The organism is Fructobacillus ficulneus (assembly GCF_001047075.2).
GTDB lineage: Bacteria > Bacillota > Bacilli > Lactobacillales > Lactobacillaceae > Fructobacillus > Fructobacillus ficulneus.
In genome coordinates, this window is sequence record NZ_DF967986.1 from 161166 (window position 1) to 174372 (window position 13207).

Below are 13207 nucleotides of genomic sequence, written 5' to 3' on the forward strand. Positions count from 1 at the left end.
CCCTTTTTCTAAACCCCTATTTTACCATGTGTTTTGTTAATTTTCCCTAAAATGGTCTAGGTAGTCGAGTTATAGGTTAAAAATTGTTATAATAAACTTAACTCAACCAAGGAATAAAGTGAGGCAAAGAAGTGGCACAACTGTACTTTGAATACGGCGCAATGGGCTCAGGTAAATCAATCGAGATTTTAAAAGTTGCTCATAATTACGAAACTCAAGGCAAAAAGGTCTTGTTGCTAACCCCATTGATTGACGACCGCGATGGCGTGGGGGTAATTGCCTCACGAATTGGTTTGAAAAGACCGGCCACAGTGGTCAGTGAAACTGATAATTTATTTACGATGATTGAAACTGCTAAAAATGAAAAGCTAGCAGCAATTTTAGTCGATGAAGCTCAGTTTTTAACAAAAGACCAAGTTGATCAGTTAGCCCAGGTTGTTGATGACCTGAATTTGCCAGTCATGACCTTCGGTTTGAAGCAAGATGCTTTTAACCATCTCTTTGTCGGCTCACAGCGGTTGTTAGAAATTGCTGATAAATTAGAAGAAATGAAAACAATCTGTTCATTTTGCGGGAAAAAAGCGATAACCCAATTGCGGATTGCGAACGGCCAACCCCAGTACACGGGTGCCCAGGTGCAAATTGGCGGGGATGAATCTTACCTGCCAACGTGCCGGTACCACTGGCACCACCCAATTTTAACTATGATACCACAGCCTTAAGGAGACATTATGGATCCAATTTTTTCACAACTACAAGCGGTTGTTGACCGTTATGACGAACTTAACCAGATGCTGGCTGATCCAGATGTGATGGGAGATTCCAGACATTATATGGAACTCTCAAAGGAAGCCGGTGGTATTCGTGAAACGGTGGAAACCTTTAAACATTACCAGCAAGTTGTTGACGGCTTGTTAGAGGCAGAAGAACTTTTGGGTGATGCCGAAATGGGTGATTTGGCCAAGGAAGACGTTGCTGCTCTGCGCCCAGAAAAGGCGGCCCTTGAGGACCAACTGAAAGTTTTGATGTTACCAACGGATAAAAATGATGATAAGAATATCATTATGGAAATTCGTGGGGCAGCCGGTGGGGATGAATCTTCCCTCTTTGCTGCGGACTTATTAAACATGTACCGTCGTTATGCCGAAAATCAAGGCTGGTCATTGCAAATTGTTGATGAAACCACGACTGAAGTCGGTGGGTACAAAGAAGTCGTCGTGATGATTGTCGGCAATAACGTCTTCTCCAAATTAAAGTTTGAATCGGGGGCTCACCGGGTTCAGCGAGTACCGTCTACTGAAACACAGGGACGGGTTCATACTTCGACTGCAACTGTGGGGGTCATGCCTGAATTTGAAGAAGTCGATGCCGATAGTTTGATTGATCCAAAGGATGTTCGTGAAGATGTTTACCGGTCTTCTGGGGCTGGGGGTCAGCACGTTAACAAGACCTCATCAGCCATCCGCTTGACCCACGAACCAACTGGCATCACGGTCGCCATGCAAGACGAACGGTCTCAGCAACAAAACCGGGCTCGAGCGTGGAAAATTTTGAATGCCCGTGTTTACGACCATTTTGCTCAAGAAAACGAGGCCGAATACGCGCAACAACGGAAAACGGCTGTTGGGTCTGGGGCCCGATCAGAACGGATTAGGACCTATAACTATCCGCAAAACCGGGTGACTGATCATCGAATTGGTCTGACCTTGAATAAGCTGGACCGGATTATCGCTGGAGACTTGGGTGAAATTATTGACGCTTTGGTTTTGGCCGAACAAACAGCCAAGTTGGCTGATTTAACTGATTAATTATGGTAAACACTAATCAAGGAAAACGCCCGTCACAAAATAATGGCCGACCAGGAATTAAGATTTCTTTGCTGGAAGCACGGAAGTGGGCCATTAGCGAATTAACAACCGCTGGCTTTGAAATAGAAGAAGCGACGGATAATGTTGATTTCTTATTGACCGGGGCCTTAAACGTTAATTACGGCATGTTGCGGGCTAATTTGTCCCGGCAAATGCATCCCTGGTTGGCCGAACGTTGGCCAACTTGGATTGCTGGTCTGCTAAAGTCGGTGCCTGCCCAGTACCTTTTGGGCCAAGCCCCCTTCTACGGTGAGGAATTCTATGTTGATGACCGGGTTTTGATTCCGCGGCCGGAGACGGAATTATTGGTGGAATGGATTCTGTCAGATTTAAAAAATGAAGCTGCAGCTAACCATCACGAACTTGGGCCAACAGTCCTAGACATTGGCACTGGATCTGGAGCGATTATCTTGACCTTGGCCAAGCAGTGGCCCAACCTACGCGGAATCGGGGCCGACTTATCTCAGGATGCCTTGGTAGTTGCTCAAAAGAACCGCGACAAGTTTGATTTGGCGGGTCGAGTTGGTTTGGTTGAATCAGACCTCTTTACTGCCCTTGAAGGACAACGGTTTGACGTGATTGTTTCCAACCCACCTTATATTCGTCCTGATGCCCAGTCTGAAATGGATGTGTCCGTTCAGACCTATGAGCCTGAAATGGCCCTGTACGCAGATGACAACGGCCTGGCCCTGTACAAACAAATGGCCCAGGGATTGGCTGACCACCTTAATCCGGGTGGGGGAGCCTACTTTGAAATTGGTTATGACCAGGGACCAGCCCTGGTGGCCGTTTTCCAAGCGGCTCTTCCGGATGCAGACGTAACATTAAAACAAGACCTAGCTGGTTTAGATCGAATGATTCAGGTACGATTAAAAAATGAAAACAACTGATTTAAAAAATACACCAAGTGATATTAGCCAAGCGGCTGACCTAATTAAGGACGGCGAAGTCGTGGCCTTCCCGACGGAAACAGTTTATGGTTTAGGCGCTGATGCAACTAATGATGAAGCGGTTCAAGCCGTCTTTACCGCTAAGGGTCGACCAGCCGATAATCCATTGATTATGACGGTTGGTGACGCCAGTCAAATTGAGCCCTATGTCCAAGTCAACCATGCTGCCCGGCAATTGATGAATACTTTTTGGCCGGGATCATTGACGATGATTCTGCCCATTAAGCCAGATATGGTTTCAATGCTGGTAACCGGTGGTTTACAAACGGCAGCGGTTCGGATGCCGGCTAATGATGCCACTCGGGCCATGATTCGTCAGGCTGGAGTGCCAATTGTGGGCCCGTCGGCTAACCTATCTGGTAAACCATCACCCACCACCGCTGCTCACGTTCACCACGATATGGACGGTAAAATTGCGGCAGTTTTGGATGATGGGCCAACTCAAGTCGGAGTTGAATCCACGGTCCTTGATTTGACGGCAGACCAACCGACCATTTTGCGGACGGGGGCGATTTTGCCGAAGATGATTAGTGTTGTCTTAGGTAAGCCGGTCATTGATGGAACCAGTGAAAAAGCTTTGGCTGCAGACCAAGTGCCCAAGGCACCTGGAATGAAGTATCGGCATTATGCACCTGATAAGGAAGTTGTCATCTTTGATCCATTAGATTGGCAGGACCTGCAAGGTCAACTTCAAGTAGGGGATGCTGTGATGGCTCAGGACCAACTTTTAGGGAATCTCGGAAATCAAGTGCCATCGTGGTCATTAGGAACGGATTTAACCTCGGCTAGTGAAAACCTATTTGCTGGGTTACGGTACTTTGACGACCAGGAAGCCACTGTTAAGATTTATGTCCAGGCGATGCCAGATATCGATTTGGGTCGAGCATATAATAACCGACTCGGTAAGGCCAGCGCTGGTCAGCATTTTACGTTGTAATAAAAGAGATTAACCTTGCTATTTTGTAAGCGCTTTGATAAACTAAATTTGAATAAAAGACTTTTCCAAAAGGAGAATTATTATGGCAGAAACACAAGAGTTTAACATCATTTCCGAAACAGGGATTCATGCCCGTCCAGCAACACTTTTGGTTCAGGCAGCTTCTAAGTTTGTTTCAGAAGTTACCTTGTCATACCAAGGTAAAGAAGTTAACTTGAAGTCAATCATGGGTGTTATGTCACTTGGTGTCGGTCATGGTGCTGACGTAACGATCAAGGCCGATGGTGATGATGCCAAAGAAGCTTTGGCCGCTGTTGCTAAGGTGATGAAGGATGAAGGATTGGCTAAGTAAAGCTGATTTTCGTCAATGTGATTAAATTTTATTTTTCTAGTCGCTTATTGCGGCTTTTTTTGTTTAAAACAAGAATATTTTCTAGTAAAATGTAAGAAAAAGGAACCGGTTGGAGACTGTTTGTCAGGACTTGACCATTCATTGGGGGTTTTATGAAAATTTTATTGATTGATACAAGTAACCAACCCTTGTTTGTGGGTCTAGCTGACGGTGATGAAATCGTGGAAAGTTTTGCCACTGACAAAGTTAAGAATCATTCGATTGATTTGTTACCGGCGATTAAAAATGCTTTAGCCAGCCAAGGGTGGACGTTACAAGATTTGGATCGAATTGCGATTGCCAAAGGGCCCGGTTCATTTACTGGATTACGAATTGGCGTGACGGTCGGAAAAGTCTTGGCTGATACTTTGCAAAAGCCATTAGTGGCCATTTCATCTTTACATAGTCTTGCTAAACAAGTCCAAACTGCCAAAGACCAAAAACTGGTAGTTGCAGAAAACGCAGAACTGAACCAACATCCTTGTCAGCTTAATCAAAATACTGTTATTTTAGCCCTCTTTGATGCTCGCAATAATAATGTCTTTGCGGGGGCATATCTAGCGGACACAACAGTCTTGGCTGATGGCCATTATCCTCTTGAAGAGGTTTTGGACTTGGTAAACCAAGTTGCTGAGCCGGTTGTTGTAGTTGGCGATGGGGCACATTTTACCGATCAGATTAACGAAGCCTTAGCCAACCAAGCGGTCACAATTTTGGATCATAATCAATCGTTGCCAAATGGCCGAGGCCTCTTGGACTTGGCGAAAGAAGCAGAAGTGGTTAGCAATATTGCTGATTTGACGCCTTCTTACTTACGGAAAACTCAAGCCGAGCTAAATTGGGAACAAAATCATCAAGAGGGGCAGGATAAACCCTATGTTTTTGAAGTTTAAAAAAAATAAAAAAGAACCATTAGTTGCTCAAACCTTGATTGATTTTCCTAGTGAAGTATTTGTGGCTGGGGGAGAAGAATTAAATTTAAGAGAAGCAACAATCGCTGATATACCAGGTTTAGTTGCGATTGAGGAAGCTGTTTATAATGGTTATGCCCCTTGGATTTCGCGCGATTTTTACCATGAATTGACACAGGAAAAGGACCGCCTTTATTTAGTCGCACAGAAAAAAGACCAAGTTATCGCCTTTATCGCCTTAGTCAGGCGAGACCTAGCGGCTGATTTACATATTGCTAATTTGGCCGTCTTACCGATTTGGCAAGGGCGGTCAATTGGCTCATATTTGATTAACACGGCGAAGGCAATTGCTCGTGAAGTTGGTCTGGGCTCAATTTCCCTCGAAGCACGACGGTCCAATGATGGCGCTTTGTCCCTTTATGATCGGCAAGGATTTATGGTAGTCGATGTGATTGCCAACTATTATGTTGATAATCGGGAAGATGCGATTTCGATGGTGTTAGACCTTGAACATTAGACATGCGACAATTGAAGATGCTGAAAATATTCATCGATTAGCCGTGGCGGCTTTTGGTCAAGATCAGGTGCCACTCGCGTTGATTAACCAGCAACTGCAGGCGGGTCGAGTTGTTTATTTGATGGCCGATGATTTGTCTGCCTTCCTTTCATACCGCACGGTGATTGACGAGACCGATATGGCCTTTATTGCGGTCAGTCCTGACCATCAAGGTCAAGGAGCTGGCCAACAACTATTGTCAGCTTTTTTTGCTGAGGTCCAGCCAGGTAAAATCTTTTTAGAAGTTGCTGAAAATAACCACGTTGCCCGGCATCTGTATGAAAAGAACGGTTTTCAAATTTATGCCAGGCGTGAAAATTACTATCATGACGGTCAAACCGCCATTTTAATGGAGAAAATACTATGACGACCTTAATCGCCTTTGAATCGAGTGCCGATGAAACTTCAGTGGCCATTGTGAAAGATGGTCGGACAGTCTTGAGTAATGCTGTTGCCACTCAAATTAACTCTCACCAACGCTTTGGTGGCATTGTTCCCGAAGTTGCCTCACGCCATCACTTGGAATGGATTACGAAAACATTGGATATTGCTTTGGCCGATGCCGATATTGCGGTTGAAGATATCGATGCCGTGGCGGTGACCTATGGACCGGGCTTAGTTGGTTCATTACTAGTTGGTTTGATGGGTGCTAAGACTTTTGCTTTAGCCCATGATTTGCCTTTGATTCCAGTTAATCATTTAGCCGGCCATATCGCGGCTGCTAACTTTAATCAGCCAATTATCTATCCGGCCCTGGCTTTGATGGTATCCGGGGGACACACCGAATTAGTCCTGATGAACCATGCCAATGATTTTCAAATTTTGGGTGAAACTTTTGATGATGCTGCTGGGGAATCATATGATAAGGTTGGTCGACTTTTAGATTTACCATATCCTGCTGGAAAGGCAATCGATGAGATGGCTCAAAAAGGCCAAGTAACGATTGCTTTTCCTCAGGCAATGGCTAAAGAAGCTGGTTATAATTTTTCATTTTCAGGTCTGAAGTCCGCAGTGATTAACCAAGTTCATAATGCTGAACAACGTGATGAAACGATTAATCCAGAAGATTTGGCTGCGTCTTTCCAAGCGGCGGTCATCAAGGCCTTGGTAGAACGGACGGGGCGGGCCTTACGTGATTTTCCCGTGAAATCATTTGTCTTAGCAGGTGGGGTTGCCGCAAACTCCGGTTTGCGATCGGCCTTAGCAGAATTGCTGGAAGACTTTCCAGAGACTGAATTTATTCCTGTCCCTAAGCAATATACGGGCGACAATGCTGCCATGATTGGGGCAGCTGGCTATTGGAATTTTCAGGATGGCATCTTTGCTGATTTGGACCTCAATACTAACCCGGGCTTAGACTTTCCCTTAGCTAATCTTGATTGATTTATTTTGTTGATTTTGTGAAAACTGAGCGAATTAACTAGTAAACCCTAAAACTATGCTATAATAAAAATAATTTAATTCACAAGGCGAATGGAGAAGTTATGGACGAACAAGCGAAAATTCCTAGAGCAACCGCTAAGCGGTTGCCAATTTATTACCGTTATTTAACTTTTTTAAACGATGCTGGCACTAATCGGATTTCTTCAGCTGAATTGGCGGAAGCAACGAAGTTTGATGCGGCAACTATTCGCCGTGATTTTTCTTACTTTGGTGCTTTGGGTAAACGAGGCTATGGCTATGATGTTGAAGCTCTCCTCGAATTTTTCGCCAAGGTCCTAGACCAAAATTCATTGATTAATGTTGCTTTGATTGGTGTTGGTCATCTTGGTCAAGCTCTCTTAAACTTTAATTTTCATCAATCATCAAACATGCGGATTGCTGCAGCTTTTGATATTAATGAAAACCGCGGCCGCATCCTTTCTGGTGTGCCAATTTATGATATGAGTGAACTGGAAGAACAAATTAAAGCCCAACGGATTAACATTGCTATCTTGACGGTTCCCCAAGAAGTTGCACAAGAGATTACGGATACGCTGGTAGCTGCTGGAGTGAAGGGGATTATGAACTTCACGCCGTTGCGTGTTTCTGTGCCAAAGGGTGTTCGCGTTCAAAATGTTGATTTGACGAATGAACTGCAGACTTTGGTTTACTTTATTCAAAATTACGCTTCGATTACGACGGGAAAGTGAAACGATGACGGTCCTAGATTTAACTGATACACAACAGGTTGAAAGATACCAAGATTTTGTCAAAACCAATCCTCGTGGCCAAGTTACCCAAGATCCACTATGGGGTGATTTGAAAGCCAATTGGGGCCATTTGTACCTTTACCATGAAGATGAAGCAGGTCGAATTGATGCGGCCATGGCGCTATTGACGATTGAGGCCGTACCAGGTAAACTCTTGGCCTATTGTCCCAAGGGACCGGTTGTTGACCCGCAACGAATTGACCTGGTTAAGGCCATGGTTCAGGAAGCTTTGGAAAACTTACCAGAAAATGTTTTCTTAGTGCGAATGGATCCGGAAGTTCTTTATAGTCAAGAACTTGACCAAGCCTACAAAACAGCCGGATTTGTGACACGAAACGTGCAGATTGAAAACATGCACGGCAATATTCAACCCCGTAAAAACGTGGTTCTTTACTATGATGGCCGCGGTGATGGGGCAGAGCCAATTACCGATGAAGCTTCTTTGATGAAACACTTTAAGAGTGACTATCGTAACCAGGTTCGTCGAGCCATTAAGGATGGCGTTACGGTAACTAGTGGTCAAAGTAAGGAAGACATCGATGCTTTCTTTGCGACTTATACGATGATGGCTCAGGCTCAAGGAATTACCCACCGTCCGATTGACTACTTCTATCGAATGCAAGAACTATGGGCTGGTTCTGACTATTTCCGCGTCTTTTTAGCCCATTATGACGGCCAAGTGATTGCGGCCGGAATTGGTTTTGCCTACGGCGAAAAGATTTGGTATATGTACGCTGGGTCAAACCGACAGTACGCTAAGCACTATGGGCCTTATTTGGTTCAATGGGAAATGCTCAAGTGGGGCTTGTCAATGAATAAGGTTGCCTACGACTTTGGTGGCGTTGGTGATTTTGACCATAGTGATGGTTTGTATAAGTTTAAACACGGCTTTGCCTACCATGACCCCCACGTTGAATATATTGGGGAATTGGATTGGGTTGTTGACCAATCCGGTTATGAAAAATATTTAGAACAATTTGCCTAGTCGACAAGAGTAGCCACTAGCAGTTGCTGGTCGACTAGCAAGGAGACATTGAAAGGCAGTGCATGACGATTAAAATGATTGCTTCAGATATGGACGGAACGTTTTTATCTGGGGAAGACTCTTATAATGAAGAACGGTTTGCCAAAGATTTGGCACAGTTAAAAGAAAAAGGAATTCGCTTCGTGGCGGCTTCAGGCCGACAAGTAGCAAATTTGAAAAAATTATTTGAACCAATGAAAGCCCATGGACTTTTTGATCAAATTGATTTTGTTAGTTCCAATGGTTCGGTCGTGACAGCGGCAGGACAAGAATTATATGCTGTTTATTTATCAGCGGACCAAATTCGGAAAGTAATTGACTGGAATGCCCTAAACCCAAAATCAGCGGATAACGTGATTGTGCTGGCGGGTGTTAATGGAACCTATATTTCCAACCATGTTAGTCCTGAATTTAAAGATATGTTGTCAATGTTTTATCCCAACGTGACTCAAGTTGAAAAACTTCTCGAAATTGATGACAAGATTTTAGGCGTTTCCTTTGTTTGGCCACACGAAGAGGTCCAGGAACATGTTGCTGAAATTGAAAAGCTTTTTGGTCACGAAATTCATGTGACGGGTTCTGGCTTTGGTTCAGTTGATGTTTTGCCAAAGAATGTTGATAAGGCTGCTGCCTTAGAAGTCTTGCAGGATTACTATAATGTTGGTGACCACGAACTAATGGTTTTTGGTGATAATACAAACGATTTAGAGATGCTGACTAAGTACGATAATGCTTATTTGATGCCGAATGCGTCAAAAATTATGCATGAGGCCAATGCTCACCATCAGTTAGCAGTGAAGGCAAATGTTAATGACGGCGTTCTAGCAACTATCGAAGAAAAATTTGACCTAAACTAAAAGGAACGACTCGGTTGAGTCGTTCCTTTTAGTTTGTTTCCTTAGTAGGCATTCCGAAGCGGTTAACGATGATGGCGAAGATGACACCAACGAAAGTATCGAGAATCCGTAAGAAAACATAATCGATGGTTGCATCCATAGGAATGTTTAAGGCAATTAGTAAGAGGGCTGCCAGGCCACCGATGATTCCCTGACTGCAATTCATCATGTTCAAAATCACGATGGTACCGATGACACAGAGGGGAATGACGAAAGTTGCCGTCCACGAATTGTGGTGGGTTGTTTCGCGCAAGATGTAGTAGAGCAATGAAAAAAATCCGCCGACACTGTTCGAAGCTAGTCGGATTTTAGCAAAGTGCAAAGTGTTGTCCCAACTCTCCCGCAGTGCAAAGACTGCGGCAATTGCGGGAACTGAAGCTGAACGGTCAGTAAAATGATAGGCCATTAAGATCAACATCACGACAATGGCAGTTTTCACCGTCCGCATGCCAACGTGGATCTGTAATTTTTTCATGATGAACTCCTGTTTTCTTATTCCTATTAAGAGTATCATAGAAAGTAAAGATTACACATAATTGTAATAAAAAAGTGAGGAAAAAATGATTAAAAATGAAGTCTTGAATCAGTTGCACGATCACCAGTCAGTTCGGTCCTTTACAGACCAACCAGTAACCGATGAAGAGGTTGAAAGCATTTTTTCTGCCGCCTTTGCGGGACCAAACATGCAAAACTTCCAGCCGGTAACTTTTATTGAAATCACTGACCAGGATTTGAAAAAAAGAGTGACCGAGAAGGTTCACATGAAGTATATTGAGTCAGCTACCCGGTACTTCGTAGTAGCGGTGGATTGGCACAAGGTTCTATTGAACCAAGATGCTGAAACTCGTAAGGTTATTGAAAATCGGATTGAACATTACCAATACCTTGAAGGCGGCATTGTCTCTGCTTCCATTGCTTTGGGACGGGCCCAAGTCGCGGCCGAATCAATGGGCATTGGTTCAGTAACGATGGCTGGAGCTATGGGAGCCTTTGAACTCTATGAAGAGGAATTAGACCTTCCAAAGTATGTTAAGCCCATCATGGGCTTCTCATTGGGGTATCCGGCTCAACTGCCAGGAGTTAGACCAAAGCTTCCATTGGAAGGATCCATTATGACTGATAAGTATGATGATGACCAAATGAAGGCTGCTATTCGTGATTACGATCACACGATGACGGAGTACTTTGCAGGGCGTGATATTGATAGCAATTGGACTAAGCACAACGCTGACCTCTTTAACAAAATTCCGGCTAACCCGGCCTTATCACAGTATCCTAAGGATAAGGGCTTTAATTTGAAATAAGGATTTTCATCACCTAAATCGTCTTGATTGCGAATGGCAATCGGGGCGATTTTTAATTTGTTAAATTTTAAAATAGTTGACATCGGGTATGAAAATGCTATACTAAAGTCAGATTAGCACTCTTGCTATATGAGTGCTAAAAACAGAAAAACGGAGGTAATGTTTCATGTTAAAGCCCTTAGGAGACCGAGTAATTGTTCGCGTCGCTGCGCAAGGTGAAAAAGAAATTGGTGGAATTGTTTTGGCCGCTAATACTCAAGAAAAGCCATTGACTGGTGAAGTTGTTGCGACAGGGTCGGGACGGATCACAGATGCTGGTCAAACCTTGGAATTAACGGTTAAAACTGGCGATCAGGTTTTGTTTGATAAGTTTGCTGGCCAAGAATTGTCTTACCAAGGACAAGACTACTTAGCCCTACATGAAAAAGACATTATTGCGATTGTTGACTAAGCAAAGGAATTAACTTTGTTTTGTCGGTTAAATATTATTAAAATTATGATCAAAGGAGTTTTGGAATGGCCAAGGAATTAAAGTTTGCTGAAGATGCTCGCGCTAAGATGAAGGTCGGTGTCGACAAATTGGCTGATACAGTTAAGACAACGATTGGACCTAAGGGTCGCAATGTTGTCTTGGAAGAATCATATGGATCACCTACGATTACCAATGATGGGGTCACAATTGCCAAGGCAATTGAATTAGAAGATCATTTTGAAAACATGGGTGCCAAGTTGGTTGCCGAAGTGGCCTCAAAGACTAACGATATCGCCGGTGATGGAACCACAACTGCCACTGTTTTGACCCAAGCGATTGTTGGTGAAGGCTTGAAGAACGTTACGGCCGGTGCCAACCCAGTTGGTATTCGTACTGGAATTGAAAAGGCCACTGCTGCCGCAGTTGCTAAGCTGCACGAAATGTCCCACACGGTTTCAACTAAGGATGAAATTGCTCAAATCGCTTCAATCTCAGCCGCCAACGAAGAGGTAGGGGAGCTGATTGCTGAAGCAATGGAAAAGGTCGGTAATGACGGCGTTATTACCATTGAAGAATCAAAGGGGATTGAAACAACCTTGAACGTTGTTGAAGGAATGCAATTTGACCGTGGCTACATGTCACAGTACATGGTGACCGACAACGAAAAGATGGAAGCCAACCTCGATAATCCTTATATCTTGATTACAGATAAGAAAATTGGTAATATCCAGGATATCTTGCCGGTCTTGCAACAAGTGGTTGAACAAGGTCGGTCAATGTTGATTATTGCCGATGACATTACTGGGGAAGCTTTACCAACATTAGTTTTGAACAACATGCGCGGTACCTTCAACGTTGTGGCTGTTAAGGCTCCTGGCTTTGGTGACCGCCGCAAGGCCATGTTGGAAGATATTGCCATCTTAACGGGTGGAACGGTGATTACCGACGACCTTGGTTTGAACTTGAAGGACATGACCATTGATCAATTGGGTCAAGCTAACAAGGTTAATATTTCAAAGGATAACACAACGATTGTCGAAGGCGCTGGGGATAAGGCTGCGGTTCAAGACCGAGTTGATTTGATTAAGCAACAAATTGCTGACACGACTTCTGACTTTGACAAGGAAAAGTTGCAAGAACGTTTGGCCAAGATGGCTGGTGGCGTGGCTGTGATTAGTGTTGGTGCCGCAACTGAAACCGAATTGAAGGAACGCAAGTACCGGATTGAAGATGCCTTGAACGCTACTCGTGCTGCCGTTGAAGAAGGGTTCGTTGCCGGTGGTGGAACGGCCCTGGTTAACGCCATGACTGCTGCTGCCACTGTTGAAGCAACTGGGGATGTGGCAACTGGTGTGAAGACAGTTGTTGCTGCCCTGGAAGCACCTGTTCGTCAAATCGCTGAAAACGCTGGTTTGGAAGGCTCAGTGATTGTTAACAAGTTGAAGGAACAGCCTGAGGGCGTTGGTTATAACGCTAAGAGTGATGAATGGGTTGATATGATTCAAGCTGGAATCGTTGATCCAACTAAGGTAACCCGGTCAGCTTTGCAAAATGCTGCTTCTGTTTCTGCTTTGCTCTTAACAACCGAAGCGGTTGTGGCAGAATTGCCAAAGGAAGATAACAGCATGGCAGGGGCGGGTGCACCTGGTATGCCGGGAATGATGTAAATCACTGGTAAAATAATGTTTTAAAAAAATAGAGGTAGT

At 44.2% G+C, this 13207-nt stretch carries 16 protein-coding genes; 15 read left to right on the forward strand and 1 reads right to left on the reverse strand.

Annotated features, from left to right (window positions below; translation table 11 throughout):
• Positions 1-131 precede the first annotated feature (131 nt).
• The 12 genes from AOQ29_RS01390 (at position 132) to AOQ29_RS01445 (ending at position 9686) form a co-directional block, all read left to right on the forward strand.
• Entirely contained in the window at positions 132-722 is a 591-nt protein-coding gene (locus AOQ29_RS01390; RefSeq protein ID WP_061992767.1) for a thymidine kinase, read from the forward strand.
• 9 nt (positions 723-731) lie between these two features.
• Positions 732-1808 (forward strand): peptide chain release factor 1, encoded by a 1077-nt coding sequence (gene prfA, locus AOQ29_RS01395; RefSeq protein ID WP_061992768.1) that lies wholly within the window; start codon positions 732-734, stop codon positions 1806-1808.
• A gap of 2 nt (positions 1809-1810) precedes the next feature.
• The gene (prmC, locus tag AOQ29_RS01400) at positions 1811-2758 is read left to right on the forward strand and encodes a peptide chain release factor N(5)-glutamine methyltransferase (protein WP_061992769.1); all 948 of its coding nucleotides are present in this window, start codon (positions 1811-1813) and stop codon (positions 2756-2758) included.
• Entirely contained in the window at positions 2745-3755 is a 1011-nt protein-coding gene (locus AOQ29_RS01405; RefSeq protein ID WP_061992770.1) for an L-threonylcarbamoyladenylate synthase, read from the forward strand. Before prmC ends, AOQ29_RS01405 begins: the two co-directional genes overlap by 14 nt.
• Positions 3756-3837: 82 nt before the next feature.
• Positions 3838-4107 (forward strand): phosphocarrier protein HPr, encoded by a 270-nt coding sequence (locus tag AOQ29_RS01410; protein ID WP_061992771.1) that lies wholly within the window; start codon positions 3838-3840, stop codon positions 4105-4107.
• A 152-nt stretch (positions 4108-4259) separates the two neighbouring features.
• On the forward strand, positions 4260-5039 hold the full coding sequence (tsaB, locus tag AOQ29_RS01415) for a tRNA (adenosine(37)-N6)-threonylcarbamoyltransferase complex dimerization subunit type 1 TsaB (RefSeq protein ID WP_061992772.1): 780 nt from the start codon (positions 4260-4262) through the stop codon (positions 5037-5039).
• Positions 5023-5574, forward strand: coding sequence for a ribosomal protein S18-alanine N-acetyltransferase (gene rimI, locus AOQ29_RS01420; protein WP_061992773.1), 552 nt, complete (start codon positions 5023-5025; stop codon positions 5572-5574). The genes tsaB and rimI overlap by 17 nt, the downstream gene beginning before the upstream one ends.
• Entirely contained in the window at positions 5564-5980 is a 417-nt protein-coding gene (locus tag AOQ29_RS01425; RefSeq protein ID WP_061992774.1) for a GNAT family N-acetyltransferase, read from the forward strand. The genes rimI and AOQ29_RS01425 overlap by 11 nt, the downstream gene beginning before the upstream one ends.
• Positions 5977-6996: a tRNA (adenosine(37)-N6)-threonylcarbamoyltransferase complex transferase subunit TsaD gene (gene tsaD, locus AOQ29_RS01430; RefSeq protein WP_061992775.1), complete on the forward strand. Its 1020-nt coding sequence runs from the start codon at positions 5977-5979 to the stop codon at positions 6994-6996. The genes AOQ29_RS01425 and tsaD overlap by 4 nt, the downstream gene beginning before the upstream one ends.
• A 101-nt stretch (positions 6997-7097) precedes the next feature.
• Positions 7098-7745: a redox-sensing transcriptional repressor Rex gene (locus tag AOQ29_RS01435; RefSeq protein WP_061992776.1), complete on the forward strand. Its 648-nt coding sequence runs from the start codon at positions 7098-7100 to the stop codon at positions 7743-7745.
• A 4-nt stretch (positions 7746-7749) separates the two neighbouring features.
• Positions 7750-8790 (forward strand): lipid II:glycine glycyltransferase FemX, encoded by a 1041-nt coding sequence (locus tag AOQ29_RS01440; protein ID WP_061992777.1) that lies wholly within the window; start codon positions 7750-7752, stop codon positions 8788-8790.
• Positions 8791-8852: 62 nt separating this feature from the next.
• Entirely contained in the window at positions 8853-9686 is an 834-nt protein-coding gene (locus tag AOQ29_RS01445; RefSeq protein ID WP_061992778.1) for an HAD-IIB family hydrolase, read from the forward strand.
• Between the two features lie 28 nt (positions 9687-9714).
• On the opposite strand, the gene AOQ29_RS01450 is transcribed toward AOQ29_RS01445, so the two are convergent.
• Positions 9715-10200: an FUSC family protein gene (locus AOQ29_RS01450; RefSeq protein WP_061992779.1), complete on the reverse strand. Its 486-nt coding sequence runs from the start codon at positions 10198-10200 to the stop codon at positions 9715-9717.
• An 88-nt stretch (positions 10201-10288) separates the two neighbouring features.
• Here AOQ29_RS01450 and AOQ29_RS01455 point away from each other — a divergent pair, with 88 nt between their 5' ends.
• The 3 genes from AOQ29_RS01455 to groL all read left to right on the forward strand — a co-directional run bounded on the left by AOQ29_RS01455 (position 10289) and on the right by groL (position 13168).
• The gene (locus tag AOQ29_RS01455; RefSeq protein ID WP_061992819.1) at positions 10289-11029 is read left to right on the forward strand and encodes a nitroreductase family protein; all 741 of its coding nucleotides are present in this window, start codon (positions 10289-10291) and stop codon (positions 11027-11029) included.
• A gap of 166 nt (positions 11030-11195) precedes the next feature.
• On the forward strand, positions 11196-11480 hold the full coding sequence (groES, locus tag AOQ29_RS01460; RefSeq protein ID WP_061992780.1) for a co-chaperone GroES: 285 nt from the start codon (positions 11196-11198) through the stop codon (positions 11478-11480).
• A 65-nt stretch (positions 11481-11545) separates the two neighbouring features.
• Entirely contained in the window at positions 11546-13168 is a 1623-nt protein-coding gene (groL, locus tag AOQ29_RS01465; protein WP_061992781.1) for a chaperonin GroEL, read from the forward strand.
• Positions 13169-13207: the final 39 nt, after the last annotated feature.

What these genes read in the sequence shown, in the direction of transcription:
- groL (WP_061992781.1), top strand. Translation starts at nt 11,546, where the DNA reads ATGGCCAAGGAATTAAAGTTTGCTGAAGATGCTCGCGCTAAGATGAAG.
- prmC (WP_061992769.1), top strand. Translation starts at nt 1,811, where the DNA reads ATGGTAAACACTAATCAAGGAAAACGCCCGTCACAAAATAATGGCCGA.
- AOQ29_RS01435 (WP_061992776.1), top strand. Translation starts at nt 7,098, where the DNA reads ATGGACGAACAAGCGAAAATTCCTAGAGCAACCGCTAAGCGGTTGCCA.
- AOQ29_RS01440 (WP_061992777.1), top strand. Translation starts at nt 7,750, where the DNA reads ATGACGGTCCTAGATTTAACTGATACACAACAGGTTGAAAGATACCAA.
- rimI (WP_061992773.1), top strand. Translation starts at nt 5,023, where the DNA reads ATGTTTTTGAAGTTTAAAAAAAATAAAAAAGAACCATTAGTTGCTCAA.
- AOQ29_RS01445 (WP_061992778.1), top strand. Translation starts at nt 8,853, where the DNA reads ATGACGATTAAAATGATTGCTTCAGATATGGACGGAACGTTTTTATCT.
- AOQ29_RS01405 (WP_061992770.1), top strand. Translation starts at nt 2,745, where the DNA reads ATGAAAACAACTGATTTAAAAAATACACCAAGTGATATTAGCCAAGCG.
- AOQ29_RS01410 (WP_061992771.1), top strand. Translation starts at nt 3,838, where the DNA reads ATGGCAGAAACACAAGAGTTTAACATCATTTCCGAAACAGGGATTCAT.
- prfA (WP_061992768.1), top strand. Translation starts at nt 732, where the DNA reads ATGGATCCAATTTTTTCACAACTACAAGCGGTTGTTGACCGTTATGAC.
- AOQ29_RS01450 (WP_061992779.1), bottom strand. Translation starts at nt 10,200, where the DNA reads ATGAAAAAATTACAGATCCACGTTGGCATGCGGACGGTGAAAACTGCC.
- tsaD (WP_061992775.1), top strand. Translation starts at nt 5,977, where the DNA reads ATGACGACCTTAATCGCCTTTGAATCGAGTGCCGATGAAACTTCAGTG.
- tsaB (WP_061992772.1), top strand. Translation starts at nt 4,260, where the DNA reads ATGAAAATTTTATTGATTGATACAAGTAACCAACCCTTGTTTGTGGGT.
- groES (WP_061992780.1), top strand. Translation starts at nt 11,196, where the DNA reads ATGTTAAAGCCCTTAGGAGACCGAGTAATTGTTCGCGTCGCTGCGCAA.